This is a genomic window from Streptomyces sp. NPDC051677, assembly GCF_044453465.1.
Taxonomy (GTDB): domain Bacteria; phylum Actinomycetota; class Actinomycetes; order Streptomycetales; family Streptomycetaceae; genus Streptomyces.
Window position 1 is genome coordinate 139,200 of sequence record NZ_JBITCT010000007.1, and the last position, 26,977, is coordinate 166,176.

Genomic DNA, 26,977 nt, shown 5'->3' on the forward strand with positions numbered 1-26,977 from the left:
AGCCCTACGCTTCCGTTCATGAGCGAAGCCCAGCGCCGACCGCGCCCCTCAGTCACTTACGGCCCTACCGCTGAAGCCGTGGCGGCGAACGTGAAGCGACTCCGAGAGCGCCACAACATGACGATCTACGCCCTATCCGCGGCCCTCGGTGACGCCGACCGCCCGATCACTCCCTCTGCCGTAGCAAAGATCGAACGGATGGAACGGCAGGTGACGGTCGACGATCTCGCCGCCCTGGCGATCACGCTCGGCGTTTCGCCCTCCGCCCTCCTGGTCCGCCGAACGCTCACCCCGGACGAGTCGGTGGGCGTCACGGGCGTCGGCGACGTACCCGCACTGGCAGCGTGGGACTGGGCTGACGGACTCACGCCGCTGATCTACGACCCTCGGAGTAACCCGAACGAGCAGTATCGCGAGTACGAGCTCTTGGGCCGTCCCGGATTCCTCGCCCCGCTCCGCTCCGCCCGTCAGGCCTACACACGCGAGCAGCTAGAGGAGTACCGGACAGAGGGGCATGTACGCGGCACGTACGAATGGGATCGGACGGACGGGAAGCCTCGCTGGAAGAATCCGCCGAAGACCGAGGGGGAATCCGATGGCTGATCCGATCAAGCGGATCACGCTGGGGAGCGGCAAGGTCAGGTACCGGTTCGTCGTCGACGTCGGCCGCGACGAGAACGGCCGGCGCAAGCAGCTGACCGTGACCAAGGACAGCAAGAAAGAGGCGCAGGAGGAGTACGCCCGTATCGTCAATCAGCGGGCGACCGGGTCCTTCGTGGCACCGAACAAGATCACCGTGGCCGAGTTGCTGGCCATGTGGCTCGCCAAGAAGGCCCGGGACCTGGAGGTAACGACAATCCAGGGCTACCGCAACGCCCTGGTGCACGTCGACGAGTACCTCGGTCACATCCGCATCCAGGAGCTGACCGAGGACGAGGTCGACTCGATGGTGGCGTGGCTCCTGGTAGCCGCGCGCAGGCGCGGCGGGAAGGTCGGCACGGGCATCCGACCCAGTACGGCGCAGGGCGTGCTGTCCCGACTGAAGGAGGCCCTCGGGTGGGCCGTGGTCCGCAAGTACGTGCACGCCAACGTGGCGCAGTACGTCCAGATCCCGCGCAAGGCATGGAAGGAGGACCGTCGCACCAACCAGCGAGCCAAGCCGTGGAACGTCGTGGAGGTCAAGGACTTCCTACTCGGCATCCGCGACGACCGACTGTTCGCGCCGCTCATCCTCAGCCTGATGGGGCTGCGCCCGGCCGAGGTCGCAGGGCTGCGCTGGGAGGACATCGACCTTGACGGCGGGACGTTGGACATCGCCAACACCCGGACGATGATCGGCAACGCCGAAGTGGTCGAGAAGGACACGAAGACGGAGGCTGGCGAGCGAGTCTTGCCGCTGCCGGAGCCCGTACGGCAAGCCTTGCTCGCCTTCAAGGCGCTCCAGGAGATCGAGCAGATGTCCATGGGCAGCTTCTACGTCCCGTCGGGCTACATGTTCGTCGACCACATTGGCGAGCCGCTCACCACACGTCACCTCCGCGAGCACGCCTATGCGGCCATGGCGCGGCTGGAGCTGCGCAAGGTGCGGCTGTACGACGCCCGCCACTCGTGCCTGACGTTCCTGGCCGTCAACGGCGTCCCGGACGTGATCCTCGCAGCATGGGCCGGGCACGTCTCGGCGGAGTTCACGAAGCGCGTCTACGTCCATCCGAGCCCCGACGATCTTCGGGTCGCCTCGGATCAGCTCACGGTCCTGCTCGGCTTCGGGGATGAAGTCGCCGCATGACCACCGCGTGAGATTTTGTGAGACAGAACCCCTGACAGACAACTGAATACCGCCTCTGAACTGCGGCTTTTAGTGGATCACTAGAATGTACCCCCATTCTAACGTCACGTACGTCCTGTACATTTCTTACAGATGCACACGCCAGAAGGAGGGGGTTTCCCATGACCCGACCGTCCGCCCGCCATGTCCTGCCCGAGTTCACCGAGCGTACGAGTTTCGGCAGCCGGACCATGGATCCGTACTCGAAGCTGCTGGAGGAGCGGATCGTCTTCCTGGGGACGCCGATCGACGACTTCTCGGCGAACAACGTGATGGCCCAGTTCATGTACCTGGAGCACAAGGACCCGGACCGGGACATCGCGCTGTACATCAACTCCCCCGGCGGCTCGTTCAGCGCGATGACGGCCCTGTACGACACGATCCGGTACGTCACCTGCGACGTGGAGACGACCTGTCTGGGCCAGGCCGGTTCGTCGGCGGCGGTGCTGCTCGCGGCGGGCACGCCGGGCAAGCGGTTCGCGCTGCCGGGCGCGCGGATGACGATCCGCCAGCCGTCCCTGCCCGAGCCCGTAGAAGGACAGGCCAGCGATCTCGCGATCCAGGCCGACGAACTGGCGCGCATCCGGGCCACCCTGGAGGGGATGCTCGTCCTGCACACCGGGCGCAGCCCGGAGCAGGTCAGCGCGGACATCGAGCGGGACAAGTTCCTCACCGCCCAGGAGGCCATGGAATACGGCCTGGTGGACGGCATCATCACCACCCGCAAGACCTCGGCCGGCGGCCAGGGCGGGAGGTGAGGGGCCGATGGTGCCCGAGTTGCCGCCGCTGCCCGCGCTGACGCGCGCCGAGGCCGAGTTGATCGACGGTTACCTCGACGTCGTCGACCTGCTCGGCCGTATCAACCCCGCCCACCACGGCGACACGTACCGCGGACTGCGTGCCGCCCAGGCGCTGGTGAGCAAGGCGGTCGCGCTGCGCGACGCGCTGACGCTGATGCACCAGCGGGGCGAGAACGAGCTGCACGCTCCGACACTCGCGCGGGCGCTGCGCGTCCTGGACGGGGAGCGCCGTGCGGCGCGCGTCACGGTGCCTCCGCTCTCCGACAGTTGACGCGAGGCGACCTGGGCCGGGCGGACCGCGCCCCGAGCGTGCCGTCCGGCGCGGAGTTGAAACGGACCAGACGAGGGACCCTCGTTCGGCGTAGCGTGCGCTGTCTTCCCGGGCCGGTAGAGGTTGCGCAAATGGGCGCTCTTCGGGCGGAATAAAGGGCTCCATGGCTGGTCCGGGGCCCTGTGGCCGCCTTGACACCTGATCGGCCATCAGGGTGTCCACCCGAACGGGTGAGTGGTGAGTAACCCCACAAATCCCCGGTTCCATTGGGATTTTCGGACATCCGTGAGCCAAGATCCCTGACTGACGACAAGCCCCCGCCACAAGAGGCGGGGCGGTCCGGGCGGACGCCGAGTCCTGCCGCCGCCCGGATGACCGGTCGACAGAAGTGCATCGGCAGGAGTGGAGGACCCAAGCACGACGGGTCGCCGGAACGGTCACGCCATGACCGGGCCGAGCAGCCCTTGGGGTGAAGCCGCGTCAGCGGCCGGGCAACTTCGCCAGCCCGAATCCGACAGGTCATCCTTCACAGGCGGCTGACGAAGGGTTGCGCATGACTGCGCTCAATCGTGTCCCGTCGCTCATGGTCCGGGCCGGTACGGCCTCGGCCTTCGCCATCGCCGCCGTCGGCGGCTCGGTCGTGGTCCCCGGGCTCGCCCCGGACGCCTCGGCTGCCACACCGGCGACGAAGGCGCTCCAGATCGCGGCCTCCAAGAAGGGCGCTCCGTACAAGTACGGGGCCACCGGGCCGAAGAGGTTCGACTGCTCCGGGCTCACGCTGTACTCGTACAAGAAGGCGGGCAAGACCCTGCCTCGGACGGCGGCCCAGCAGTACAACAAGACGAAGCACATCTCGGCGTCCAGCCGCAAGGCGGGCGACCTCGTGTTCTTCCACTCGGGTTCGAACGTGTACCACGTCGGGATCTACGCGGGTAACGGCAAGATCTGGCACTCGCCGAAGACCGGGGACGTGGTGAAACTGCAGAAGATCTGGACCAAGAGCGTCTGGTACGGGCGGGTCCGCTGAGCCATCGGGTCCACTGAGTCTCCCGGGGTGGCGCCGGCGTCCCTGACGCGCCGTCACCGCCCCGGGATCTCGCCCTCCGCCGGGGCAGTCAGGGCTCCGGCCACCGGCTCCGCCGCCGGGACGGTCCACGGGAGTTCGACGATGACGGTCTTGCCGCCCTCCCGGGTGGGCCGCACTCTGAGCTTGCCGCCGCACTCCGCGGTCAGCCAGCGAATGATCACCAAGCCTCGGCCGTTGTCCTGCTGGACGGCGGCCGGCAGCCGTTTCGGGAAGCGCGGGTGGCTGTCGGTGACACCGATGCGCAAGTGTTCGTCACGGTCCAGGACGAGGTCCACCGTGAAGGTGGGTGACTGCCCGAAGGTGTGCTGTACGGCGTTGGTGGCGAGTTCTGAGACGATCAGCCGGACGGTGTCGGCCGCCTCCGTGTCCCCCGGCAGACCCCACTCTTCGAGGGCGCCGGCCACGAAGCCGCGGGCCGTGGAGACCGAAGCGGGATCGCTCGGCAGAGTGACGGATGCTTCCAGGTGATCTGCCATGGCGACGTCGTCCCTTTCCCACGGGACCGAAGTCCGACACGGTGCGTGTGGTTCGAGTACGGTCCCGGACTGGTGCTTCTTCGCCAGACTGCCATTACCGCGCCGGTCACGGGTGGCGATCCACCAAGATATGCATATATCTGTCGCTCGATGCGGTGAACTCTGCGACGACAGAGCGTATTTGGACGGCCCGTAAGGACTAAGGAGGAGCCCATGCAACACGGTCCCGCGGTGCGCCGCCGGAAACTGGGCGCCGAACTGCGCACGCTGCGCACCCAGGCGGGCCTCACCAGTGGTGAGGCGGCCCGGCTCGTGGGCTGGCACCAGTCCAAGGTGAGCCGTATCGAGACCGGCACCAGTGGGTCAAAACCGGCCGATGTGCGGTTACTCCTCGACGTCTACGGCGTAGTCGATCCACAGCTGCGGGAGCTGATGCTGGCGCTGGCGGGCGCCGAGGGCAGCGGCGGTCGGGACCACTGGTGGCACGCCTACCGCGGGGTGCTGCCGCCCACCTACCGTGACTTCATCAGTCTGGAGTCCCAGGCGAGCGCGATGCGCACGCTGGAGACGAGTGTGGTACCGGGGCTGCTGCAGACGCCCGAGTACGCGCGCGCGGTGACCAGGGCCGCAGTGGAGGGCGCCGACGAGGAGCGGCTCGACACCCTGGTGGAGGTGCGGCTGGCCCGCCAGGACGTGCTGCGCGCGCAGCCGCCGCTGGAGCTGAACGCGGTGCTGGACGAGGCGGTGCTGCGGCGGGAGGTGGGCGGGCCCGAGGTGATGGCACATCAGCTCGGTCGGCTGGCGGAGGCGGCCCGGCTGCCGCAAGTGAGACTTCAGGTCCTGCCGTTCGCCGCCGGGGCGCATATCGGCCTAACCGGCCCTTTCGTTATCTTCTCATTTTCGCGCACTTCTGATCTGGATGTGGTTGTTCTCGACCACTTGACGAGTAGCCTCTATCTCGAACGGAAAGAAGACCTCCAGGCCTACACCGAGGCCTTCAACGCCCTTCGGGCGCACGCCCTTTCGCCCGGGGACTCATCGGATTACATCGCCGCGATAGCCGACGGCGCGTAAGGAGGCACCATGTCCGCACTACCGCGGAACGTACCTTCCAGTACCGATCCCGATCATCTCCCGCAGGTGCGGTGGCTGCGCAGCAGCTACAGCACGGGAGCGAACAACTGTGTGGAGACCGCCCGGCCGGCCCTCGGCCCCTGGGCCGGCCTGCTCGCCGTACGCGACTCCAAGGACCCGGCCGGCCCCGCCCTGCTCTTCTCCCCCGAGAGCTGGACGGGTTTCACGGCCGCGTTCCGCTGAGCGCACCGCAGCACAACGCACCGCAGTAGTCGGCAAGCGGTGCTCAGCGGCGACCCACGGCCGTGTCACGCCGACTCATGGTCGTGTCTCGTCGATCACCCGTACAGCGCGTTCCAGCTCGGCCCCGGAGAGGTCCGCACGGGCGGTCAGCCTCAGGCGTGAGACGCCGTCGGGCACGGAGGGAGGACGGAAGCAGCCCACGGCCAGGCCTGCCGACCGGCAGTCCGCCGCCCACCGCACGGCCTTCTCCGGGGACGGAGCACGCACGGAGACGACCGCGGCGTCCGGACGCACCGCCTCCAGACCCGCGGCCGTCAGCCGCGAGTACAGCTCGCCCGCCACCGCACGCGCGCGTGCCGCCCGCTGCGGCTCGCCGCGCAGCAGCCTGAGGGCGGCCAGCGCCGCGCCCGCCGCCGCCGGAGCCAGGCCGGTGTCGAAGATGAACGTCCGAGCCGCGTTGACCAGGTGGTCGATCACGCGCGCGGGGCCCAGCACCGCTCCGCCCTGACTGCCGAGCGACTTCGACAGCGTGACCGTGACGACGACGTCGTCGGCGCCCGCGAGACCCGCCGCGTACGGAGCGCCCCGGCCGCCGTCCCCGAGCACGCCGAGCCCGTGGGCGTCGTCGACCACCAGTCCGGCGCCGTGCTCCCGGCAGGCGGCCGCGAGGGCAGCGAGCGGGGCCGCGTCGCCGTCGACGGAGAAGACCGTGTCGGAGACGGCCACGGCCGGGCCCGCGTGGGTGCCGAGCGCCTTGCGCACGGCGTCCGGGTCGGCGTGTCCGACGACCTGGGTGGCGCCGCGGGCCAGTCGGCAGCCGTCGATGAGCGAGGCGTGGTTGCCCGCGTCGGAGACGATCAGCGAGCCGTGCGGGGCCAGCGCGGTGACCGCGGCGAGGTTCGCCGCGTACCCGGAGGAGAACACGAGGGCCGCCTCGAACCCGCAGTGTTCCGCGAGCTCCCGCTCCAGCTCGCCGTGCAGCTCGGTGGTGCCGGTGACCAGTCGGGAACCGGTCGCGCCGCCGCCCCAGGTCCTGGCGGCCTCCGCGGCCCCCGCCACGACCCGGGGATGCCGGGCCAGGCCCAGGTAGTCGTTGCTTGCGAGGTCGAGGAGCGGCGAGTCGGCCGGGCGGGGCCGCAGCGTCCGCACGAGTCCGGCGCGGCGGCGCAGCTCCGCCTGCTCGTCGATCCAGCCGAACGCCATGGGTCCTCCGGGGCTTTTGTAGGTAGCGGACAGACACTAGCGGCAGCGATCGCTACCCACGGTGTGGCAATACCCACACGTCGAAGCGGGTGTGTTGTGCGATCCCTACCTTGGCCCGAAGCGGGTGCGTAGGACAGGATCGGCTCTCATGGACCTGCTGAACACGCTGGTGGACAAGGGGCTTCGGCGCGAGCTGCCGACCCGCGAGGAAGCTCTGGCCGTCCTCGCCACTTCCGACGACGACGTGCTGGACGTGGTGGCCGCGGCCGGAAGGGTGCGCCGGCACTGGTTCGGGCGACGGGTGAAACTCAACTACCTCGTCAACCTCAAGTCGGGGCTGTGCCCCGAGGACTGCTCGTACTGCTCCCAGCGGCTCGGCTCCACGGCCGGGATCCTGAAGTACACCTGGCTCAAGCCCGACGAGGCCTCCCGGGCCGCCGCGGCGGGGCTCGCCGGCGGAGCCAAGCGGGTCTGTCTGGTGGCGTCCGGGCGCGGTCCCACGGACCGGGACGTCGACCGGGTGGCCGGCACCATCAAGGCGATCAAGGAAGAGAACGAGGGCGTCGAGGTGTGCGCCTGTCTGGGCCTGCTCTCCGACGGCCAGGCCGAGCGGCTGCGCGAGGCGGGCGCGGACGCCTACAACCACAACCTGAACACGTCCGAGTCGACGTACGGGGACATCACGACCACGCACACGTACGCCGACCGGGTGGACACGGTCAACAAGGCGCACGCGGCCGGCCTGTCGGCCTGCTCGGGTCTGATCGCCGGCATGGGCGAGAGCGACGAGGACCTCGTCGACGTGGTGTTCTCGCTGCGCGCGCTGGACCCCGACTCGGTGCCGGTCAACTTCCTCATCCCGGTCGAGGGCACCCCGCTGGCCAAGGAGTGGAACCTCACCCCGCAGCGGTGTCTGCGGATCCTGGCGATGGTCCGGTTCGTCTGCCCTGACGTCGAGGTGCGCATCGCGGGCGGCCGTGAGGTCCATCTGCGCACCATGCAGCCGCTGGCCCTGCACCTGGCCAACTCGATCTTCCTCGGCGACTACCTGACGACCGAGGGCCAGGCCGGCAAGGCCGACCTGGAGATGATCGCGGACGCCGGGTTCGAGGTGGAGGGCGCGGGCGAGATCACGCTGCCCGAGCACCGGGTGACGGCGGGCGGCGGCTGCGGGTCCCACGAGGGCGGCGGCTGCGGTGCGCATGAGAGCGGGGGCTGCGGGTCCCACGAGGGCGGGGGCGTGTGCGGTACTGCTGCTGCCGCCGCCGAAGCTCCTGCGGTGAGCGAGCCGCGCACGGACCTGGTCGCCGTGCGCCGCCGTGGCGCCGGAACCGACCTCGCGCCCAATGCCTGAGCTGCCCGTCTCCGAACTGCTGGAGCTCGACCGGCGGCATGTGTGGCATCCGTACGGTCCGATGCCCGGCCGGGTGGACCCGCTCGTCGTCGCGTCGGCGAGCGGGGTGCGGCTGCGTCTGGCCGACGGCTCGGGTGAGCTGGTCGACGGCATGTCGTCCTGGTGGTCGGCGATCCACGGCTACAACCACCCCGTGCTGAACGAGGCCGCCCGCGAGCAGCTCGGGCGGATGAGCCATGTGATGTTCGGCGGGCTGACCCACGAGCCCGCCGTACGGCTCGCGAAGCTCCTTGTCGACATGTCGCCCGACGGCCTGGAGCATGTCTTCCTCGCCGACTCCGGTTCGGTGTCGGTCGAGGTCGCGGTGAAGATGTGCCTGCAGTACTGGCGTTCGCTGGGCCGCCCGGGCAAGCAGCGGCTGCTGACCTGGCGCGGGGGCTACCACGGCGACACCTGGCAGCCGATGTCCGTGTGCGACCCCGAGGGCGGGATGCACGACCTGTGGACCGGGGTCCTGCCCCGGCAGGTGTTCGTGGACCCGCCGCCGGCCGGGTACGAGGAGTCGTACGCGGAGCGGCTGCGCGCGGCGATCGAGCAGCACGCCGACGAACTGGCCGCGGTGATCGTGGAGCCGGTGGTGCAGGGCGCGGGCGGGATGCGGTTCCACTCCCCCGCGTATCTGCGGGTGCTGCGCGAGGCGTGCGACGCCCACGACGCACTGCTGGTGTTCGACGAGATCGCGACCGGGTTCGGGCGCACCGGCGCGCTGTTCGCGGCGGGGCACGCGGCGGTGACACCGGACGTGATGTGCGTCGGCAAGGCGCTGACCGGCGGCTATATGACGATGGCGGCGACCCTGTGCACCTCCCGGGTGGCCGACGGGATCTCGCGGGGCGATGTGCCGGTGCTGGCCCACGGGCCGACGTTCATGGGCAACCCGCTCGCCGCCGCCGTCGCCTGCGCCTCGATCGAACTGCTGCTCGGACAGGACTGGCTCGCGGAGGTCAAGCGGATCGAGACCGGACTGCGGGACGGGCTGGCCCCCGCCCTGGAGCTTCCGGGCGTCCAGGACGTCCGTGTCCTCGGCGCGATCGGAGTCGTCCAGCTCGACCATGCGGTGGACATGAAGGCGGCCACGGCGGCGGCCGTGCGGGAGGGCGTCTGGCTGCGCCCGTTCCGCGATCTGGTCTACACGATGCCGCCCTACGTCACCGGTGACGTGGACGTGGCTCGGATCGCGCGCGCGGTGTGCGCCGCGGCGCGGGAGGGATGAACATGCCGATCCTGGTGGTCACGGGGACGGGCACGGAGGTCGGCAAGACCGTCACGACGGCCGCGGTGGCCGCGTCGGCGCTGGCGGCGGGGCGCTCGGTGGCCGTGCTGAAGGCCGCGCAGACCGGCGTGGGGCCGGACGAGCCCGGGGACGCCCATGAGGTCGCGCGGCTCGCGGGCGCGCTCACGACGGCCGAACTCGCCCGCTACCCGGAGCCGTTGGCCCCGGCCACGGCGGCGCGCCGGGCGGGCCTCGCGCCGGTGCGGCCGTACGAGGTGGTCGAAGCGGCGCAGAAACTGGCGGCCGACCACGACCTGGTGCTCGTCGAGGGCGCGGGCGGTCTGCTCGTGCGGTTCGACGAGGCGGGCGGGACGCTGGCCGACGCGGCGCAGGCGCTGCGGGCGCCGGTGCTGGTGGTGGCGTCGGCGGGGCTCGGCACACTCAACACCACGGAACTGACGGCCCGTGAACTGCGCTTGCGGAGCGTGGAGTTGCTGGGAGTAGTCATCGGCAGCTGGCCCGACTCCCCCGACCTGGCGTCCCGTTGCAATGTGGCGGACCTGCCGGAGGTGGCCGGGGCGCCCCTGCTGGGCGCGCTCCCGGCGGGGTCGGGTGCGCTCGCGCCCGCCGACTTCCGTACGGCGGCGCCCGGTTGGCTGGCGCCGCGCCTGGACGGAACGTGGGAGGCCGAGGCGTTCCGAACGAGGACCGGTTCGGGCGCTTAGGGTCGGTCGTCGCCGTCCGCGAGCAGTCGTACGAGTTCGATGCGGGAGCGGATCCCCAGGCGGGTGAAGACGCCGCGTAGGTGGTGGTCGATGGTACGGGGGCTGAGGGCGAGGCGGGAAGCGATCTCGCGGTTCGTGGCGCCGTCGGCGGCCATGCGGGCGACCAGGAGTTGCTGCGCGGTCAGGTCGGTCGTCGGGCGTCGGCCGCCACGGGCCGGGGCGGCGGGCGCGCCCAGTGCGCGGAGTTCGGCGCGGGCGGCCTCCGCGCAGTGCGGGGCGCCGAAGGAGTCGAACGCCGCCAGGGCGCTGTGCAGCCGGTCGCGGGCCTCGGTGCGCCGGCGCAGTCTGCGCAGGGCGCTGCCGAACAGCAGCTCCGTGCGGGCGCGTTCGACGGCGCGGGCGCCGTCGGCGTGCAGGTCGAGGGCCGTGCGGTAGTGGTCGAGGGCGTCGTCGCCCGGGGTGAGCAGGGCCCGGCAGCGGGCGCTGAGGGCGAGGTCGTCGGGGCTGCCGACGGCGCGGGCCCAGCGGTCGTAGTCGGCGTGCGCGGCGCGGGCGACGCGGGTGTCGCCCGTGCGGGCGGCGGCCTCCACGTAGTGCGGGGTGGCGAGGTGGCGGATGGCCCGGTGACCGTGGCCGGGGCCGGAAGCGGCGAGGGCGCGCAGCCGGGTCGCGGCGGCGTCGTAGCGGCCGGAGCCGAGGTCGAGGAAGGCGAGGGCCCACTGCGCGAGGGCGGCGGGCAGGCCCAGCCCGTGGGCGAGCGCGTACGAGCGGGCGGCCGCGGCCCGCTCCCGGCACAGGTCGCCGTCGCCGGTGAGCGCGGCGAACATCGCCAGGGCGGCCTGGAGATGGCAGGCGCCGTTGTCCTGTCCGGTGGCGTACGCCTGCCGCAGGGCGTCCAGCGCGGCGGTCTCGGCGGCCCGCGGGCGGCCGGTCCAGAAGTCGGCGTAGGCACGGAACTCCATGGCCTGGGACACGGCCGCGGTGAGTCCCCGGGCGCGGGCGGCGGCGGCCGCGCGGACGGTGGCGGTGGCGGCGCGGGGGTGGTCGCCGAGCATCAGCGCGGCGATGCCGGCGTGAACGAGATGGGTGGGGTCGCCGCCGGGCCCGCACCGTCCGGCGGTCGCCTCCAGCAGATCGCGCGCATCGTCGTACCGCCCGTCGGCGGCCGCGGCGAGCCCGCCCGACACACCCGGCGGATCCAATCCCAACTCCCTGGCCACCACGACCACTTCACGACATCGCCGCAGGTCACCGGTGTATACGGCGGCTTCGGCGGCCCGGGCCAGGAGGTGGGAGGCGGGGGCGCGGGACGCCGAGGGGTCGGCGCCGCCGTCGCCCTGCGGGCGCGCCGTCCCTGCCAGCAGGGCGTCGAAGGCCTCCGTCGCGTTGCCCGTGCGCAGGGCGAGGATGCCGGTGAAGGCGCCCGAGTGCGTGCGGGCGGCGAGGGTGCGGGCGCGGTCGCCGTCGCCCGAGTGCCAGGCGTCGGTCGCCGCGTCGGCGAGGAGGCGGGACTGTTCGCGGGGGTCCGTGCAGAGCGCGGCGGCGCGTTCGGCGAGGGCGCCTGAGAGGGCCGGGTCTCCGCCGACGCGTGCCTGGGCGGCCGCCGCCGTCAGTTCCGCGCCGAGCCGGGCGCTGGGGCCGAGCGCGCCCGCGCCCCGGTGCCAGGACCGCCGGGGCGTCTCCGCCGGGCCGTGCAGGACGCGGGCGAGCAACCGGTGGACGTCGCGCCGGTCGGCCGGAACGGCCGTCTCGTAGGCGGCGATCCGGGTCCAGGCGTCGCGGAAGCCGACGCCGCCGGCCGTGGCGTACGCGAGGCCGGCCGCCTCGGCCGCCTCCAGGGGACGGGTGTCGAGGCGGGCGGCGGCCACGGCCCGCAGGAAGGCGTGGGTGGCCACCGGGTACTGGTCGGCGGCGGCCAGCAGGAGCAGCAGCCGGGTGTCCTCCGGCAGGGCACGGATCTCCCGGCGGTACCCGTGCAGCAGGACCGGAGCGAGGTCGGCGGGTTCGGTCGGCAGCGGGTCGAGGCCGGCCGTCTGCCGTTCGGTCAGCCGCGCCGCGAGTTCGGCGGCGGCGCGCGGATCGCCGTATACGAGCCGCAGCACGCGCACGCGGACGCCGTCGGGCAGCGCCGAGGCCGGACGCGGACCCGCGTCCGGGGGCGTCGGTGGCGAAGTGCGGTCAAGAGGTGGGGGGTTCACCGGTGTCACCACACAACTGACGTTACTGGCGGGTTACTTGAACCGTAAAGACCGGCGATTTCACCGATGCGGCGCGCGTAGACCCGCCGGACACTCCTGGCAACCCCACCCGTTTCAGGAGGCATCATGCAGCGCCCCAAGCGTCGCATCGCAGCGGCTCTCTCGGCCGTGGTCTCTTCGCTCCTGCTGTCACTGTCCTTCTCCGCCCCCACAGCCCACGCGGCGACCCACAACCCGATCGTCTTCGTGCACGGCATCAGCAGCTCCTCGAGCAGCTGGGACGACTGGGTCGCCGACTTCAAGGCCGACGGCTACACGGCCGCCGAGCTCGACGCGTGGACGTACAGCTGGTCCCAGTCGAACGCCACCACCGCCGCCCAGCTGGCCACCGAGATCAAGAGCGTGCTGGCGAGAACCGGCGCGAGCAAGGTCGACGTCGTCGTCCACTCCATGGGCGCGCTCAGCTCCCGCTACTACCTCAAGAACCTCGGCGGGACCGCGTACGTGGACGACTTCGTCTCCGTCGCCGGCACCAACCACGGCACCTCGATCGCCTCGTGGTGCAGCTGGCTGTACACCTCGTGCGCCGAGATGGTCACCGGCAGCTCCTTCGTCACCGCGCTCAACTCCGGTGACGAGACCCCGGGCAGCGTGAACTACGCGACCTACTGGTCGAACTGCGACGCCGCCGTCGACCCGGACTCCTCGGCGCTGCTGAGCGGCGCGACCAACGTCGGCGTCGGATGCATCTCGCACGACGAGATGAACAACGACCACGGCGTGTACGAACGGGTACGCGACTTCATCCAGTAGCCGCACGCGACGGACGGCCGCACGCGACGGAACACCGATGGGTGCGACGGGCCCGTCCGGGGGAGAATCCCGATAGGCCCGTCCTGCCCGGGAGGTCGCCATGCGGCTGTGCTCCACCGGCTCCGGCTCCGGCTCCGGCAAGGTGCCCGGTGATCCCGTCCACCATCCGTTGTTCGCCCGCTGCTACGCCCGGCTGGGCGCGGCCGCGGAGACCCGGGCCGGTCTCGCCGGTGTGCGGGACCGGCTGCTCGCCGGGCTTTCCGGCCGGGTCATCGAGATCGGCGCGGGCAACGGGCTGAACTTCGCACACTATCCGGGGGCCGTCTCGGAGGTCGTGGCGATCGAACCCGAGCGCGGGATGCGGAAGGCGGCGCTGGAGTCCGCCCTGCGCGCCGAGGCGCCCGTCGACGTCGTGCCGGGCGTCGCGGAGGCCCTGCCGGTCAAGAGCGAGGCCTTCGACGCGGCGGTGCTCTCGCTGGTGCTGTGCAGCGTGCGGGACGTGCCACGCGCCCTGGCGGAGCTGCGCCGGGTGCTGCGGCCCGGCGGCGAGGTGCGGTTCCTGGAACACGGACCGGGCGGCGGCCGGGCGATGCGGCTCACCCAGCGCGCGCTGGACCGTACGGTGTGGCCGCACCTGGCCGGCGGCTGCCGGCTCACCCGTGACGCGGTCGGCGCGCTGCGGGAGGCCGGCTTCGAACTCGGCCCGTACCAGCGGCTGTTGCTGCCGGAGAAGGGGCCGCGGATGCCGTTCTCCTACTGCGTGCTCGGTACCGCCCGGCGGCCCGACGCACCCGGGTGAGACCTCACCGCCCGCACGGATCTCACAGGCTCCACTGGCGCAGTTCCTGCGCGATGTCGGACACCGACGCCTCCCCGTCCTTCACCAGCCGGGCCAGGTCGCGGACCTGTTCGGGCGAGGTGGCGACCTTCAGGCCGCTGGCGACGAGGTAGGCGTAGGCGACGGCGCAGGCGAACAGGGCGTTGGAGCGCTCCAGCGCGGGGACGTGGATGAGGAGTTGGAGCAGGGCCGCGGCGCGGGCCTGCGGGTCGTCGTAGACGGGGACGTCGAATATCTCGGCCTGGTGGCGTGCCACGGCCGCGACCAGTGCCCCCCAGTCGGTGACCTGGGGGTCCCCCGGGGTGTTCTGTTCGGCGAGCATGAGGAGCCAGGCGAGGTCGATGCGAAGGTCGCTCAAGGGATCAGCGGCGACCTTCGCGCGTACCGGCCTCACGCGTGCCGGCCTCGTGGGCGCCCGTCTCGCGGGCGCCGCCCTCGCGCTCCGCGCCGAACTCCTCCACGAAGACGGCCTCGTACTGCTTCATGAAGTCACTGGCCGCCTCGACGAACGTGTGACCGATTTCCCCGGCGTCCTGTCTGACCAGCTCTTCTATGTAGCGGTTGACGCTCATGCCACGCGCGGTGGCGCGCTCGCGGGCGGCCCGGGCCGTGCCCTCGTCGACGCGTACGTTCAGCTGGGTCTTCGCCATACCATCGACGCTAGCGCCGGGACGCTAGCAGCCGCAAGGGCGGCCAGGAATCGAAAAGGAATACGCAGTGTGCGCCGGGTCACACTACGCTCGGCCAGGCAGGGGTATCGGCGCGTAGTCGGCCCGTCCATGCGAGCGAGGAGGAAGCCTTGTCCACACCTGCTGCGGAGCACGCCCCCGGCCTGGCCTCGGCCGACGGGATCGCGGCCCGCGCCCGCGGTCTGACCAAGGCGTACGGCTCGGGCGAGACCTCGGTGCTCGCTCTGGACTCGGTGGACGTGGACATCGCCCGCGGCCGTTTCACCGCCGTCATGGGACCCTCCGGCTCCGGGAAGTCCACCCTGATGCACTGCCTGGCCGGGCTCGACACCGTTTCGGCCGGTCAGGTATGGCTCGGCGACACCGAGATCACGGGGCTGAAGGAGCGGGAGCTGACCCGGCTGCGGCGGGACCGGATCGGGTTCATGTTCCAGTCGTTCAACCTGATCCCGACGCTCAACGCGGCCGAGAACATCACCCTGCCCATGGACATCGCGGGTCAGAGGCCGGACCAGAAGTGGCTCGACCAGGTGATCGACACGCTGGGTCTGCGGGACCGGCTGAAGCACCGGCCGGCGCAACTGTCCGGCGGCCAGCAGCAGCGCGTGGCCTGCGCCCGGGCGCTCGCCTCCCGGCCCGAGCTGATCTTCGCCGACGAGCCGACCGGCAACCTGGACTCGCGAGCGGGCCTGGAGGTGCTCGCCTTCCTGCGCCAGGCCGTGGACGATCTCGGCCAGAGTGTCGTCATGGTCACCCACGACCCCAGCGCCGCCGCCCACTCCGACCTGGTGCTCTTCCTCGCGGACGGGCGCATCGTGGACGAGATGGAGCGGCCCACCGCGGACGCGGTGCTGGAACGCATGAAACGGTTCGACGTCACCCGCGCCCTGGTCGACGGCGCCCCCGAGGAGGACTGACCCGGTGCTGAAGGCGACACTGCGAAGCTTTCTCGCGCACAAGGGCCGGCTGCTGCTGTCCGCGCTGGCCGTCGTCCTGTCGGTGGCGTTCGTCGCGGGCAGCCTGATCTTCTCCGACACCGTGACGCGCACCTTCGACCGGCTCTTCGCCTCCACGGCGGCGGATGTCACGGTCGAGCCCAAGGACGACCTGAGCTCCTCCGTGCCGACCGGCGCGGTCCAGACCGTGCCCGCCTCCCTCGCCGGGCAGCTGGCCCGCGTGAACGGGGTCGCGTCGGCCCACCCGGACGTGAGCGTCGAGAACATCACGGTCGTCGACAGCGGGAACAAGTCCGTCGGGCCCACCACGGGCGCGCCGACCATCGCCACCGACTGGTACCTCACCGACCGCAGCCCCGTGAAGCTGACCGACGGCCACGCCCCGCACGGCGCCGGCGAGGCCATGCTGGACGCCGACACCGCCGACAAGAAGCACGTGAAGATCGGCGACACGCTCACCGTGATGGCCCAGCCGGGGTCGTTCAAGGTGGAGATCGTCGGCATCGCCACCTTCACCACCACCAACCCGGGCGCGGCCCTGGTCTTCCTCGACCCCGGGACGGCCGCCACCAAGCTCCTGGGCTCGGCGGACAAGGCCACGAGCATCTCCGTCGACGCGGCGGACGGCGTGAGCGACACGGTGCTCAAGCAGCGCGTCGCCGCCGCGGTCGGCGCCGGGCCCTACGACGTGAAGACCGCCGACGAGCAGGCGAAGTCGTCGGCGGAGGCCCTGAGCGGCTTCCTCGACGTCATCAAGTACGTGATGCTCGGCTTCGCCGGGATCGCCGTCCTGGTCGGTGTGTTCCTGATCGTCAACACGTTCTCGATGCTGATCGCCCAGCGCACCCGTGAGCTGGGCCTGCTGCGCGCCCTGGGCGCCGACCGGCGTCAGGTGCGGCGCTCGGTGCTCACCGAGGCGGTGCTGCTCGGCGTCGTCGGCTCGACGCTCGGTCTCGCCGCCGGCATCGGTCTCGCGGCCGGGCTGATCAAGCTGATGAGCGCGTTCGGCATGAACCTGAAGACCACGGAGATGGTCGTCGGCTGGGCGACCCCGGTGGCGGCGTACGTGGTCGGCGTCGGCGTCACCTTCGTGGCGGCCTACCTGCCGGCCCGGCGTGCCGGGACCGTGTCGCCGATGGCGGCGCTGGCGGACGCGGACGTCGCCGGGGTGGGCCGGCCGCTGAAGGTGCGCGCGGCGGTGGGCGCGGTCGTCGGGGCGCTGGGCGTGGCCGCGCTCGTGGGCTGCGTGTCCTCCTCGAAGACGGCGTCGGCGGCCTCCCTGCTGGGCCTGGGCGTGGTCCTCACGCTCGTCGCCATGGTCGTCGCGGGCCCGCTGCTGGTGCGTCCGGTGATCCGCGTCCTCGGCGGCGCCTTCCCGGCGTTGTTCGGTTCCGTCGGCCGGATGAGCCAGCGCAACGCGCTGCGCAACCCGCGCCGCACGGGCGCCACGGCCGCCGCGTTGATGGTGGGCCTCGCCCTGGTGGGCGGGATGTCGGTGGCGAGCGCCTCCATGTCCAAGTCCTTCGACCAGCAGATCGACCGGACGCTGGGCGCCGACTTCGTCATCCAGAACGCCAACTTCACCCCGTTCTCCAACGAGGTCACGGACGCGGTGCGCGGCACCGAGGGCGTCGGCCTCGTCGTACGGCAGCGGTTCGCGCCGGTCGCCGTACGGCTGCCCGACGGCAAGCGGATCGAGACGACCGCCACCGGTTACGACGACCGGATCGACGACGTCGCGCATGTCACCTACGCGCAGGGGGACTCGGCGGCCGCGCTGGCCGCCGGCGCGATCGGCATGGACGTCGACTTCGCCGAGGACCACGGGGTGCGGCTCGGCAGCGTGCTGCCGGTGGAGTTCCCCGGCGACCGGACGACGTCGCTGAAGGTCGGCGCGCTCACCGACCAGGACTCCGCCGAGGGGTTCGGGACGCAGGGCGGTCTGTTCTTCTCGATCGCGACCGTCGAGAAGTACGTGCCGGGCGGGCAGGACTCCGCGCTGTACGTGAACGCGGCCTCCGGCACGACGGCCGACCAGCTGCGCCCCCGACTGGACCGGACGCTCGACGCGTATCCGCAGGTGCAGGCCCGCGACCAGGCCGACTACAAGAAGCTGGTGCACGACCAGATCGCCGTCCTGCTGTACCTGGTGTACGCGCTGCTCGGGCTCGCGATCGTCATCGCGGTGCTCGGCGTCGTCAACACCCTGGCGCTGTCGGTGGTGGAGCGGACGCGGGAGATCGGGCTGCTGCGCGCCATCGGACTGGCCCGGCGGCAGTTGCGCCGGATGATCCGGCTGGAGTCGGTGGTGATCGCGGTGTTCGGCGCGGTACTGGGGCTGGCGCTCGGCCTGGTGTGGGGCGTGTGCATACAGCAGGTGCTGGAGTTGCAGGGCATGAAGGCCCTCGCGATCCCGTGGGGCACGATCGTCGCGGTCGTCGTGGGCTCGGCGGTCGTCGGCGTCGTGGCGGCGCTGCTGCCGGCGCTGCGTGCCTCCCGGATGAACGTGCTGGCGGCGATCGCGCACGAGTGACGGACGGGGTGAATCCCGGCGCAGACGCACGTCGCTTGCGGCTCAGGCGGGTTCATGCCGCGTCCGTTCCGTTTCGGCGCCGGCCTGAGCTGCCCCGGGCCCGCCGACGAGTGGCGTGCCACATGCCGCCGGGGCCACCGACACGAGGCGGCCGGGCTGCCGTGGGGCTCTCCGGGCGAGCGGGTCGATCATCTGCAGTGCACGGCCGAGGAGTTGGAGCGGCTGCGGCGGACGCTCCTGGGGCGGCCGCACCGGGAGGCGTTCGCTCCGGTCGTCGCCGAGCGGCGGGGCCGGTGACCGTCCGGATTCTGGAATTCCGCGCCCCGGCGCGTCGGCCGTGATGGGATCGCCGCATGTCTGATCTGCGGATACGGGCCGCGACGCCCGACGACCTGGACACCGTCCTCGCCTTCTGGAAGACCGCCGCCGAGGGCACGAGCATCAGCGACGACCGGAGCGGGGTGGAGCGGCTGGTCGCCCGGGACGCGGAGGCGTTGATCCTCGCCGAGCGGGGCGGTGAGCTGGTGGGGACGGTGATCGCGGGGTTCGACGGGTGGCGGTGCCATCTGTACCGGCTGGCGGTGCACCCGCAGCGGCGCCGCCTGGGCATCGGTTCGGCGCTGCTGACCGCCGCGGAGGAGCGGTTCGTACGGCTGGGCGGGCGGCGCGGGGACGCGATGGTGCTCACCCGCAACGAGACGGCGCATCATGCCTGGCGCGCGGCGGGGTATGCGCCGGAGGAGAAATGGCGGCGTTGGGTGAAGCCGCTCACCGACTGACCAGAACCCTTTGCTGATCCTTTACCATTGGGGGACCGTACGGGACCGTACGGCCCCCTGACGACTTGTGAAAGGTGTGAGCGTCCGCCCATGGGCGAGCCTCCCAGTACCCGCACGCGACATCGCGCGTTCCTTCCTGCCCTGTCCGATCCTGGGACGGAGGTGACCCGATGACCGAAGTGCTGCTGCTCCTGGTGGCGATCCTGCTGTCGTTGGCGTGCGGCGCCTTCGTCGCCGCCGAGTTCTCGCTGACCACCGTCGAGCGCGGCGAACTGGAGCGGGCGGTGGAGCGCGGCGAGCGCGGCGCGGCCGGCGCGCTCAAGGCCGTACGGAACCTCACCTTCCAGCTCTCCGGCGCGCAGCTCGGCATCACCGTCACCAACCTGGTCGTCGGCATGCTGTCCGAGCCGTCGATCGCCAAGCTGATCGCCGGGCCGCTGGAGTCGCTCGGCCTGTCGGCCGCCACGTCGAGTTCCGTCGCCCTGGTGCTGGGCACGGCCCTGTCGACGGTGTTCCTGATGGTCGTCGGCGAACTCGTGCCCAAGAACTGGGCGATCTCCTCCCCGCTGACGGTCGCCAAGACCGTGGGCAACGCGCAGCGCTGGTTCAGCGCCGCCTTCCGCCCGTTCATCAGCCACCTCAACAACACCGCGAACCACGTCGTGCGCCGCTTCGGACTGGAGCCCACCGAGGAACTCGCCGCCGCGCGCGGCCCCCAGGAGCTCGCCGCCCTGGCCCGGCACTCCGCGAGGGAGGGCGCCCTGGAGGCGGACACCGCGGAGCTGTTCGTGCGCACGCTGAACCTGGCCGACCTGACCGCGGAGAACGTGATGACCCCGCGCGTCCAGGTCATCGCCCTGGACGCGTCGGCGACCTGCGAGGACGTGGCGAACGCGACCCGGGCGACGGGCCTGTCCCGGTTCCCCGTGTACCGCGGCAGCCTCGACGCGGTGGTCGGCACCGCGCACATCAAGGACGCGCTGGCGGTCCCGGCGGAGCGCCGCGTGCGCGTGCCCGTCTCGGAGATCATGCGCGAGCCGCTCCTCGTACCCGAGTCGCTGACCGTGGACCGGCTGCTGGACCGGCTGTCCGGCAAGCGGACGATGGCCGTCGTCATCGACGAGTACGGCGGCACGGCGGGCGTGGCGACGCTGGAGGACATCGTCGAGGAGGTCGTCGGCGAGGTCCGTGACGAGCACGACCCGCACGAGACGCCCGACCTGGCGCCCGCCGGCACGGACGACGACGGCCGCGCCCTTTACTCGGCCGACGGCGCCGCCCGCACCGACCAGCTCGCGCGCGTGGGCCTGCACGCCCCGGAGGGGCCGTACGAGACGCTCGCCGGGCTCGTCGCCGCCGAACTGGGCCGGATACCGGCCGAGGGCGACACCGTCGAGGTCGCCGGGTGGCGCATGGACGTGGTGGACGCCTCCGGCCGCCGGGCCGCGCGCGTGCTGCTGCACGCGCCGCCCGTCGCGTCGTCCGGAAGTCTTGAACAGGAGGCCGGGAAGTGACCGCCGTCCAGCTGCTGATCGCCCTGGCGACCCTCGTCGTCAACGCGTTCTTCGTCGGCGCCGAGTTCGCGCTGATCTCCGTCCGCCGCTCCCAGATCGAGCCCTACGCCGATCAGGGCGACCGGCGCGCCAAGAGCGTGCTGTGGGGGCTGCAGCACGTGTCCGCGCTGATGGCGGCGGCGCAGCTCGGCATCACGCTGTGCACGCTGATCCTCGGTGTGGTCGCCGAACCGGCCATCGCACACCTGCTGGAGCCGGTGTTCCATGCGGTGGGCGTGCCCGAGAGCGCCGGACACGCGGTGTCCTTCGTGATCGCGCTGGCCCTCGCCACCTATCTGCACATGCTGCTCGGCGAGATGGTGCCGAAGAACATCGCGCTCGCCGAGCCGGTGCGCAGCGCCCTGGTGCTGGGCCCGCCGCTGGTCACCCTGGCGCGGACGCTGCGTCCGGTGATCTTCGCGATCAACGCCTTCGCCAACGGTCTGCTGAAACTGCTGCGGATCGAGACGAAGGACGAGGTCGCCGCGGCGTTCTCGGACGCCCAGCTGGCCCAGATCGTGCGAGACGCCGGCGAGGCCGGCCTCATCGACGACCGCGCCCAGGAGCGGCTGCACGACGCCCTGGAGCTGGGCCGTCGCCCGGTGCGGGACGTCGTCCTGCCGCTGGAGCGGGTCGTCCACGCGCGCGTGGGCATCACCCCGGAGGGGCTGGAGCTCCTGGCGGCCGAGTCCGGGTTCTCCCGATTCCCGGTGGTGGACGAGGGGCGCCGGATCGTCGGCTACCTGCATGTGAAGGACGCTCTCGACGCCTCGCCGCAGGACGTGCCGTTCCGGGCGCAGGACATGCGGCCCATCGCGCGCGTGCGGGAGGCGACGCCGCTGGACGACGTCCTCACGGCGATGCGCGGCAGCCGTACGCATGTGGCGGCCGTGCTCGGCTCCGACGGGCGGCTGGCCGGCCTGGTGACCATGGAGGACGTGCTGCGGGAGCTGTTCGGGCAGCAGGCTTGAGGCCACGGACGGGCGGTGACGGGCGGGCGCTGACGGGCTTGGACGGTCCAGAGGCGACCGCGGACACGAGGTGACCACGGACAAGAGGTGACCGACCGCTGGGTATGGGACTCGGGCTACCATCTATGTCGCCATGCAGACGAACTCCACACACACCAGCCTGGTCGCGATCGGCGACTCTTTCACCGAGGGCATGTCGGACCTGCTGCCCGACGGCTCCTACCGGGGCTGGGCGGACCTCCTCGCCGCCCGGATGGCCGCCCGCACGCCCGGCTTCCGGTACGCCAACCTGGCCGTGCGCGGCAAGCTCATCGGGCAGATCGTCGACGAACAGGTGCCGGTGGCGGCGGCGATGGGCGCCGACGTCATCACCCTGGTCGGCGGCCTCAACGACACCCTGCGCCCCAAGTGCGACATGGGCCGGGTCAAGGGCCTGCTGACGGAGGCCGTGGAGCAGCTCGCCCCGGCCTGCGAACAGCTGGTCCTGATGCGCAGCCCGGGCCGGCAGGGCCCGGTCCTGGAGCGGTTCAGGCCGCGCATGGAGGAGCTGTTCGTGTGCGTCGAGGAGCTGGCGGCGCGGCACGGCGCGCTCGTCGTCGACCTGTACGGGGCCGCGTCGCTCGGCGACCCGCGCATGTGGGACGTCGACCGGCTGCACCTGACGCCGGAGGGGCACCGCCGGGTCGCCGAGGCCGTCTGGCAGACCCTCGGCCACGACCCCGAGGACGCCGAGTGGCACACGCCGATGCCGGCCACCCCGCCCCCGGGCTGGGCCGCCCGCCGCGTCGCGGACGCCCGCTTCACCCGGCAGTACCTGCTCCCGTGGATAGGCCGCCGCCTCACGGGCCGCTCCTCGGGAGACGGCCGGACAGGCGCCCAGTTCAGCGCCGAGCTGGGCAAAGCCTTCTGGGTCACCCCTGCGGACCACACAAACCCCGGCCCTGTGACGGACTGGGAACGGGTGGGGCCCTGACAGGGCCTGTCCGGCGGATCACGGGCGGCCCTGACCGGATCGATGCAAGGTCACACTTGCGGTCATGCCGAAGCCCGACGGGGTGAGTGAGCCGCCCGTCCGCCATCCGCTGACCGCGTCGACCCTGCCCGTCCGGCTGACCTTCGACGGACACACCCTGAGCATCACGCGCCGGCTCTGGCCACTGCCCTGGGGGCGCACCCCACGCGTCCCGCTGCGCGACGTGATGGCCATGGAGGGGTGGGTGCGCGAGAAGAACCCTGGTTCGGCCCCTGGCGTCCGGGGCCGTTCATGCATGATGACGGGATGAACCATGGCGAGCAGCGCTTCCACGTCATCGTGCTGTCGAACTTCGCGAAGGGCTTCGACAAGTACGCGTTCGCTTACGGTAAGGCGGGGATTCCGGAGAGCACCTTTCCCGACCGGTTCCACCTGCTGACCCGGGCGGAGTTGGGAATCGGCATCGGCAAGGCGCGACGCCTGCTGGACCGTCTGGCCATTCCGGGCGACCGGCTGCTGGTGCTGGAAACCACGGTGGAACCCGACAAGCTGGTGCCCAACGTGTCGACAGGCCTCGGCATGGAACTGCGCGAGGCTCACATCCGGTTGTCAGCCGTCCACGAGCTCGACCACGTGGGCGACGACTTCACTCTGCGTCCGACAACCGTCGAGGATGCCATGGCGGCTTCCCTGCACCTGCACGCATCGGCACAGTGTCGCCACGCCGACATGCGACCGCGCTCCGTTTCGCTTCTCCCGGTCGCCGCCGCCTGCCAAGCCCGGTGTTCGTTCTGCTTCTCCTCGGCTTCGATCTCCAGCGACCAGGCGCCGGCCCGGGTCCCGTGGGACGCGGTCGCCCGCTGGCTGGAGCGCGCTCGTGTGGCGGGTGCCGAGCGCGCAGTGATCACCGGCGGCGGAGAGCCCACGCTCATACCCTTCGAACAGCTGCTACGGCTGGTGTCCGCCTGCTCGGCGGCCTTCCCGAAGGTCGTCCTCATCACCAACGCGCACACCCTGGCGAAGGGGCAGCACGCTGACCGGGCCGGCCGACTGGCAGCCCTGAGCGCCGCAGGCCTGAGCGTGCTGGCGGTCTCCCGGCACCATCAGGACGACGCCGTCAGCGAGCGGCTGATGATGCTGCGCACGCCGGTGAGCTCTGTGATCGACACCTGGCACGTGGAACGTGACCGCTGGCCGGGGCTGCGGATGAGGCTGATCTGCGTGCTCCAGCATGGCGGCGTCGCCGACGCGGCCGGCGTCGCCGACTACCTTTCGTGGGCCGCGGCTCTCGGTGTCGAGGAAGTCTGCTTCAAGGAGCTCTACGTCTCCACCAGCACTGAGTCGCTCTACTTCGACCGCGCCGCCAACGTCTGGAGCCGAGAGCACCAGGTTTCGCTGTCCGTCGTCACCCGGTTCGCCGAGCAGCACGGCTTCGAACTGGCGAGCCGCCTGCCCTGGGGCGCGCCGGTCTACCACGGCAGCTGGGACGGCCGGCCGATGCGGATCGCCGCTTACACCGAGCCCAGCCTGCTCTGGGAACGCACCAGCGGTATCGCGCGCAGCTGGAACGTCATGGCCGACGGACGCTGCTACGCCTCCCTGGAAGACCGGGCCAGCGAGATCGTGCCGGAAGGTGCGACGGCATGAGGTTCGAGGAGTTCCAGAAATTCCGGCACCGGCAACTCATCGCTGGTTCGTCGCTTCTGGATGCCGCCGAGACCAACGTGTACCGGGCGCTTGCTCCGATGCGACCGCAACCGCCGACCGAGATGAGTACGGTGCACCGGTGCGATCTCGCCCGTGCCTGGCTGCGGCGCTTCGAGCTGCCGGAAGAGTGGTCCGGCTGCGCCATGGTCTGTCGAGGGGTCCGTCACGGGCTCGGCATGGTGTTCCACTGGCTGAGCGCCGTGCAAGCGCGGTTGTGGCTGCCCAGCGACGTGTACCCGGTTTACTTCGAGCTGGCCCGCGCCGCGGGCCTGGCGCCCGCGTCCTATCCGACGCTGCCGGCGCCGGTCCTGCCGAGATCGCAGGCGGACGACCGGCCCGAATACCTGCTGCTCGCCAACCCCAGCAAGCCGCTCGGCCGGTACCTGTCCGATGCCGAGTGCGCCACGGTGATGTCGTGGTTGCGGGAATCACCACGCCGCCGCCTGCTGATCGACGGCGTCTACGACCTGGGAGCCCCGTTCGCTGCCGGCACACGCCGATTGCTGGACACCGGTTGCGCGGTCCTCCTGCATTCGGTCACCAAGGGATGGCTGTGGCCCCGCACATTCGGCGTGGTCCTGCTGGGTCCGACGCAAGCCGCATTGGCCGAAGCGTTCCGGGCGGATCCGCCGGCGCCGTCGCAGCTGAGGCTCGCCGACCGCCTGCTGACCGAGGACAACGACGTGCCCCGGCAGGTCGTCGACGCACTGGCCGCACGGGCTGAGCGGTTGTTCGAACGGTTGCCGGACGAGGTGCTCGGGGCGATTCCCACGGCGAGCCGGACGTGTCCCGGCAACTATTTCTTCCCGGTTGAAATCCCGGCGGAGACGCTCCGGCATGAGTGCGGCGTGCTCGCCATGCCGGTCAGCGTGTTCGGGGAGAGCAGTTGGTCCGGCTCCATCCTGACCAGCCTTGCTGACGCTTTCGGCCCGACGCCGGCGCGATGAAGCCCCGCGTTCCGGACCAGTCAACCCCCATGGGTACACCGTCCGGGGACGGCCTGCCGCCGAAACGCCCCGGGCTGCTGCCGTACGAGGTTCAGCCCGACGCCGCGGGGTGACGCCCGTCTCGTAGGTTCTGCCGAACGGGACGGTGGCGCTGGCCTGCACGAATCGCCAGTAGAATCCGTGCACGTGACTTCCGCTGCCGCCAAGCCCCGCATCCCCAACGTCCTCGCCGGACGCTATGCCTCCGCCGAGCTCGCCACGCTCTGGTCGCCCGAGCACAAGGTGAAGCTGGAGCGTCAGCTCTGGCTCGCCGTGCTGAAGGCGCAGAAGGACCTCGGGATCGAGGTGCCGGACGCGGCGATCGCCGACTACGAGCGTGTGCTGGACACCGTCGACCTGGCCTCCGTCGCCGAGCGCGAGAAGGTCACGCGGCACGACGTGAAGGCGCGGATCGAGGAGTTCAACGACCTCGCCGGGCACGAGCAGGTCCACAAGGGAATGACGTCCCGCGACCTGACGGAGAACGTCGAGCAGCTGCAGATCCGGCTGTCGCTGGAGCTGGTGCGCGACCGTACGGTGGCCGTCCTGGCGCGTCTGGGCAAGCTGGCCGGCGAGTACGGCGAGCTGGTCATGGCCGGCCGCTCGCACAACGTGGCCGCGCAGGCGACCACCCTCGGCAAGCGGTTCGCGACCGCCGCCGACGAGCTGCTCGTGGCGTACGGCCGGGTCGAGGAGCTGCTCGGCCGCTATCCGCTGCGCGGCATCAAGGGCCCGGTCGGCACGGCGCAGGACATGCTGGACCTGCTGGGCGGCGACCCCGCGAAGCTGGCCGAGCTGGAGGACCGGATCGCCGGTCACCTCGGCTTCTCGCAGGCGTTCACGTCCGTCGGGCAGGTCTACCCGCGGTCGCTGGACTACGAGGTCGTCACCGCGCTGGTGCAGCTCGCGGCGGCCCCCTCCTCGCTGGCGAAGACGATCCGGCTGATGGCCGGGCACGAGCTGGTGACCGAGGGCTTCAAGCCGGGCCAGGTCGGCTCGTCCGCGATGCCGCACAAGATGAACACGCGGTCGTGCGAGCGCGTCAACGGGCTCATGGTCATCCTGCGCGGCTATGCGTCGATGACCGGCGAGCTGGCGGGCGACCAGTGGAACGAGGGCGACGTGTCCTGCTCGGTGGTGCGCCGGGTCGCGCTCCCGGACGCGTTCTTCGCGCTCGACGGCCTGCTGGAGACGTTCCTGACGGTGCTCGACGAGTTCGGCGCCTTCCCGGCCGTCGTCGCCCGTGAGCTGGACCGCTACCTCCCGTTCCTCGCCACCACCAAGGTGCTGATGGGCGCGGTGCGTGCGGGTGTCGGCCGGGAGGTCGCGCACGAGGCGATCAAGGAGAACGCGGTCGCCTCGGCGCTGGCGATGCGTGAGCAGGGCGCCGAGCGCAACGAACTGCTGGACAAGCTGGCCGCCGACGAGCGTCTCCCGCTCGACCGTGCGCAGTTGGACGCGCTGATGGCCGACAAGCTGTCCTTCACGGGCGCCGCCGCCGCGCAGGTGGCCGCGGTCGTCGGCCGTGTCGAGGAGATCGTGAAGCAGCGTCCGGAGGCGGCCGGCTACACCCCCGGAGCGATCCTCTGACCCGGAACGATCCTCTGACCCGGGTCGCACGCTTCACCCAGGCCGAGCTGGAGGCCGCCC

The 26,977-nt window shown here is 71.5% G+C and carries 28 protein-coding genes and 1 riboswitch; of the genes, 23 read left to right on the forward strand and 5 right to left on the reverse strand.

The window, feature by feature from the left end:
* The first annotated feature begins 18 nt into the window (after window positions 1-18).
* The 5 genes from ACIBAF_RS10560 to ACIBAF_RS10580 all read left to right on the forward strand — a co-directional run bounded on the left by ACIBAF_RS10560 (window position 19) and on the right by ACIBAF_RS10580 (window position 3,923).
* The gene (locus tag ACIBAF_RS10560; protein WP_399462783.1) at window positions 19-603 is read left to right on the forward strand and encodes a helix-turn-helix domain-containing protein; all 585 of its coding nucleotides are present in this window, start codon (window positions 19-21) and stop codon (window positions 601-603) included.
* On the forward strand, window positions 596-1,786 hold the full coding sequence (locus ACIBAF_RS10565) for a tyrosine-type recombinase/integrase (RefSeq protein WP_399462784.1): 1,191 nt from the start codon (window positions 596-598) through the stop codon (window positions 1,784-1,786). Before ACIBAF_RS10560 ends, ACIBAF_RS10565 begins: the two co-directional genes overlap by 8 nt.
* A gap of 161 nt (window positions 1,787-1,947) precedes the next feature.
* Entirely contained in the window at window positions 1,948-2,583 is a 636-nt protein-coding gene (locus ACIBAF_RS10570) for an ATP-dependent Clp protease proteolytic subunit (protein ID WP_399462785.1), read from the forward strand.
* A gap of 7 nt (window positions 2,584-2,590) precedes the next feature.
* Window positions 2,591-2,896, forward strand: coding sequence for a hypothetical protein (locus tag ACIBAF_RS10575; RefSeq protein WP_399462786.1), 306 nt, complete (start codon window positions 2,591-2,593; stop codon window positions 2,894-2,896).
* Window positions 2,897-3,266: 370 nt separating this feature from the next.
* Window positions 3,267-3,446, forward strand: a riboswitch (cyclic di-AMP (ydaO/yuaA leader).
* Window positions 3,447-3,449: 3 nt separating this feature from the next.
* Window positions 3,450-3,923 carry a C40 family peptidase gene (locus tag ACIBAF_RS10580; protein ID WP_079663740.1) on the forward strand — a complete coding sequence of 158 codons (474 nt, stop codon included), beginning with the start codon at window positions 3,450-3,452 and terminating at the stop codon, window positions 3,921-3,923.
* A gap of 53 nt (window positions 3,924-3,976) precedes the next feature.
* On the opposite strand, the gene ACIBAF_RS10585 is transcribed toward ACIBAF_RS10580, so the two are convergent.
* Window positions 3,977-4,459, reverse strand: a complete 483-nt coding sequence (locus ACIBAF_RS10585; protein WP_399462787.1) for an ATP-binding protein — start codon at window positions 4,457-4,459, stop codon at window positions 3,977-3,979.
* Window positions 4,460-4,672: 213 nt separating this feature from the next.
* Between ACIBAF_RS10585 and ACIBAF_RS10590 the strand changes: the two genes are divergently transcribed.
* Both ACIBAF_RS10590 and ACIBAF_RS10595 read left to right on the forward strand, forming a co-directional pair.
* Entirely contained in the window at window positions 4,673-5,533 is an 861-nt protein-coding gene (locus tag ACIBAF_RS10590; protein ID WP_399462788.1) for a helix-turn-helix domain-containing protein, read from the forward strand.
* A 9-nt stretch (window positions 5,534-5,542) separates the two neighbouring features.
* Window positions 5,543-5,776 (forward strand): DUF397 domain-containing protein, encoded by a 234-nt coding sequence (locus ACIBAF_RS10595; protein ID WP_399462789.1) that lies wholly within the window; start codon window positions 5,543-5,545, stop codon window positions 5,774-5,776.
* 75 nt (window positions 5,777-5,851) lie between these two features.
* On the opposite strand, the gene ACIBAF_RS10600 is transcribed toward ACIBAF_RS10595, so the two are convergent.
* A complete protein-coding gene (locus ACIBAF_RS10600; RefSeq protein WP_399462790.1) occupies window positions 5,852-6,979 on the reverse strand; it encodes an 8-amino-7-oxononanoate synthase in 1,128 nt (375 codons plus the stop codon).
* A gap of 148 nt (window positions 6,980-7,127) precedes the next feature.
* On the opposite strand from ACIBAF_RS10600, the gene bioB reads away from it, so the two are divergent.
* Genes bioB through bioD form a run of 3 tightly spaced genes read left to right on the forward strand, consistent with a single transcriptional unit; the run spans window position 7,128 to window position 10,331 of the window.
* A complete protein-coding gene (gene bioB / locus ACIBAF_RS10605) occupies window positions 7,128-8,333 on the forward strand; it encodes a biotin synthase BioB (RefSeq protein ID WP_399462791.1) in 1,206 nt (401 codons plus the stop codon).
* A complete protein-coding gene (locus ACIBAF_RS10610) occupies window positions 8,326-9,606 on the forward strand; it encodes an adenosylmethionine--8-amino-7-oxononanoate transaminase (RefSeq protein WP_399462792.1) in 1,281 nt (426 codons plus the stop codon). Before bioB ends, ACIBAF_RS10610 begins: the two co-directional genes overlap by 8 nt.
* A 2-nt stretch (window positions 9,607-9,608) precedes the next feature.
* Window positions 9,609-10,331 carry a dethiobiotin synthase gene (gene bioD / locus ACIBAF_RS10615; RefSeq protein WP_399462923.1) on the forward strand — a complete coding sequence of 241 codons (723 nt, stop codon included), beginning with the start codon at window positions 9,609-9,611 and terminating at the stop codon, window positions 10,329-10,331.
* Here bioD and ACIBAF_RS10620 read toward each other — a convergent pair.
* On the reverse strand, window positions 10,328-12,538 hold the full coding sequence (locus ACIBAF_RS10620; RefSeq protein WP_399462924.1) for a LuxR C-terminal-related transcriptional regulator: 2,211 nt from the start codon (window positions 12,536-12,538) through the stop codon (window positions 10,328-10,330). The two genes, bioD and ACIBAF_RS10620, sit on opposite strands and share 4 nt — an antisense overlap.
* 117 nt (window positions 12,539-12,655) lie before the next feature.
* On the opposite strand from ACIBAF_RS10620, the gene ACIBAF_RS10625 reads away from it, so the two are divergent.
* Together ACIBAF_RS10625 and ACIBAF_RS10630 are read left to right on the forward strand one after the other, a co-directional pair.
* Window positions 12,656-13,342 (forward strand): esterase/lipase family protein, encoded by a 687-nt coding sequence (locus tag ACIBAF_RS10625; protein WP_399462793.1) that lies wholly within the window; start codon window positions 12,656-12,658, stop codon window positions 13,340-13,342.
* 100 nt (window positions 13,343-13,442) lie between these two features.
* Window positions 13,443-14,141 (forward strand): class I SAM-dependent methyltransferase, encoded by a 699-nt coding sequence (locus tag ACIBAF_RS10630; protein WP_399462794.1) that lies wholly within the window; start codon window positions 13,443-13,445, stop codon window positions 14,139-14,141.
* 22 nt (window positions 14,142-14,163) lie between these two features.
* Here the strand turns inward: ACIBAF_RS10630 and ACIBAF_RS10635 are convergent, their stop codons facing one another.
* Window positions 14,164-14,538 carry a fic family toxin-antitoxin system, toxin component gene (locus ACIBAF_RS10635; RefSeq protein WP_399462795.1) on the reverse strand — a complete coding sequence of 125 codons (375 nt, stop codon included), beginning with the start codon at window positions 14,536-14,538 and terminating at the stop codon, window positions 14,164-14,166.
* A gap of 4 nt (window positions 14,539-14,542) precedes the next feature.
* On the reverse strand, window positions 14,543-14,830 hold the full coding sequence (locus tag ACIBAF_RS10640) for a toxin-antitoxin system HicB family antitoxin (RefSeq protein WP_399462796.1): 288 nt from the start codon (window positions 14,828-14,830) through the stop codon (window positions 14,543-14,545).
* 149 nt (window positions 14,831-14,979) lie between these two features.
* Here ACIBAF_RS10640 and ACIBAF_RS10645 point away from each other — a divergent pair, with 149 nt between their 5' ends.
* The 11 genes from ACIBAF_RS10645 to purB all read left to right on the forward strand — a co-directional run bounded on the left by ACIBAF_RS10645 (window position 14,980) and on the right by purB (window position 26,917).
* The gene (locus tag ACIBAF_RS10645) at window positions 14,980-15,786 is read left to right on the forward strand and encodes an ABC transporter ATP-binding protein (protein WP_399462797.1); all 807 of its coding nucleotides are present in this window, start codon (window positions 14,980-14,982) and stop codon (window positions 15,784-15,786) included.
* A 4-nt stretch (window positions 15,787-15,790) separates the two neighbouring features.
* The gene (locus tag ACIBAF_RS10650; protein WP_399462798.1) at window positions 15,791-18,358 is read left to right on the forward strand and encodes an ABC transporter permease; all 2,568 of its coding nucleotides are present in this window, start codon (window positions 15,791-15,793) and stop codon (window positions 18,356-18,358) included.
* A 54-nt stretch (window positions 18,359-18,412) separates the two neighbouring features.
* Window positions 18,413-18,655, forward strand: coding sequence for a hypothetical protein (locus ACIBAF_RS10655; RefSeq protein ID WP_399462933.1), 243 nt, complete (start codon window positions 18,413-18,415; stop codon window positions 18,653-18,655).
* 56 nt (window positions 18,656-18,711) lie between these two features.
* Window positions 18,712-19,137, forward strand: coding sequence for a GNAT family N-acetyltransferase (locus ACIBAF_RS10660; RefSeq protein WP_399462799.1), 426 nt, complete (start codon window positions 18,712-18,714; stop codon window positions 19,135-19,137).
* A gap of 170 nt (window positions 19,138-19,307) precedes the next feature.
* The gene (locus tag ACIBAF_RS10665; protein ID WP_399462800.1) at window positions 19,308-20,651 is read left to right on the forward strand and encodes a hemolysin family protein; all 1,344 of its coding nucleotides are present in this window, start codon (window positions 19,308-19,310) and stop codon (window positions 20,649-20,651) included.
* Window positions 20,648-21,661, forward strand: coding sequence for a hemolysin family protein (locus ACIBAF_RS10670; protein WP_399462801.1), 1,014 nt, complete (start codon window positions 20,648-20,650; stop codon window positions 21,659-21,661). The genes ACIBAF_RS10665 and ACIBAF_RS10670 overlap by 4 nt, the downstream gene beginning before the upstream one ends.
* Window positions 21,662-21,794: 133 nt before the next feature.
* Window positions 21,795-22,634: an SGNH/GDSL hydrolase family protein gene (locus ACIBAF_RS10675; protein ID WP_399462802.1), complete on the forward strand. Its 840-nt coding sequence runs from the start codon at window positions 21,795-21,797 to the stop codon at window positions 22,632-22,634.
* A gap of 64 nt (window positions 22,635-22,698) precedes the next feature.
* A complete protein-coding gene (locus tag ACIBAF_RS10680; RefSeq protein ID WP_399462803.1) occupies window positions 22,699-22,944 on the forward strand; it encodes a hypothetical protein in 246 nt (81 codons plus the stop codon).
* The gene (locus ACIBAF_RS10685) at window positions 22,941-24,281 is read left to right on the forward strand and encodes a radical SAM protein (RefSeq protein ID WP_399462804.1); all 1,341 of its coding nucleotides are present in this window, start codon (window positions 22,941-22,943) and stop codon (window positions 24,279-24,281) included. Before ACIBAF_RS10680 ends, ACIBAF_RS10685 begins: the two co-directional genes overlap by 4 nt.
* The gene (locus ACIBAF_RS10690; RefSeq protein WP_399462805.1) at window positions 24,278-25,288 is read left to right on the forward strand and encodes an aminotransferase class I/II-fold pyridoxal phosphate-dependent enzyme; all 1,011 of its coding nucleotides are present in this window, start codon (window positions 24,278-24,280) and stop codon (window positions 25,286-25,288) included. Before ACIBAF_RS10685 ends, ACIBAF_RS10690 begins: the two co-directional genes overlap by 4 nt.
* 186 nt (window positions 25,289-25,474) lie before the next feature.
* Entirely contained in the window at window positions 25,475-26,917 is a 1,443-nt protein-coding gene (gene purB / locus ACIBAF_RS10695; RefSeq protein ID WP_399462806.1) for an adenylosuccinate lyase, read from the forward strand.
* The last annotated feature ends 60 nt before the right edge of the window (window positions 26,918-26,977 follow it).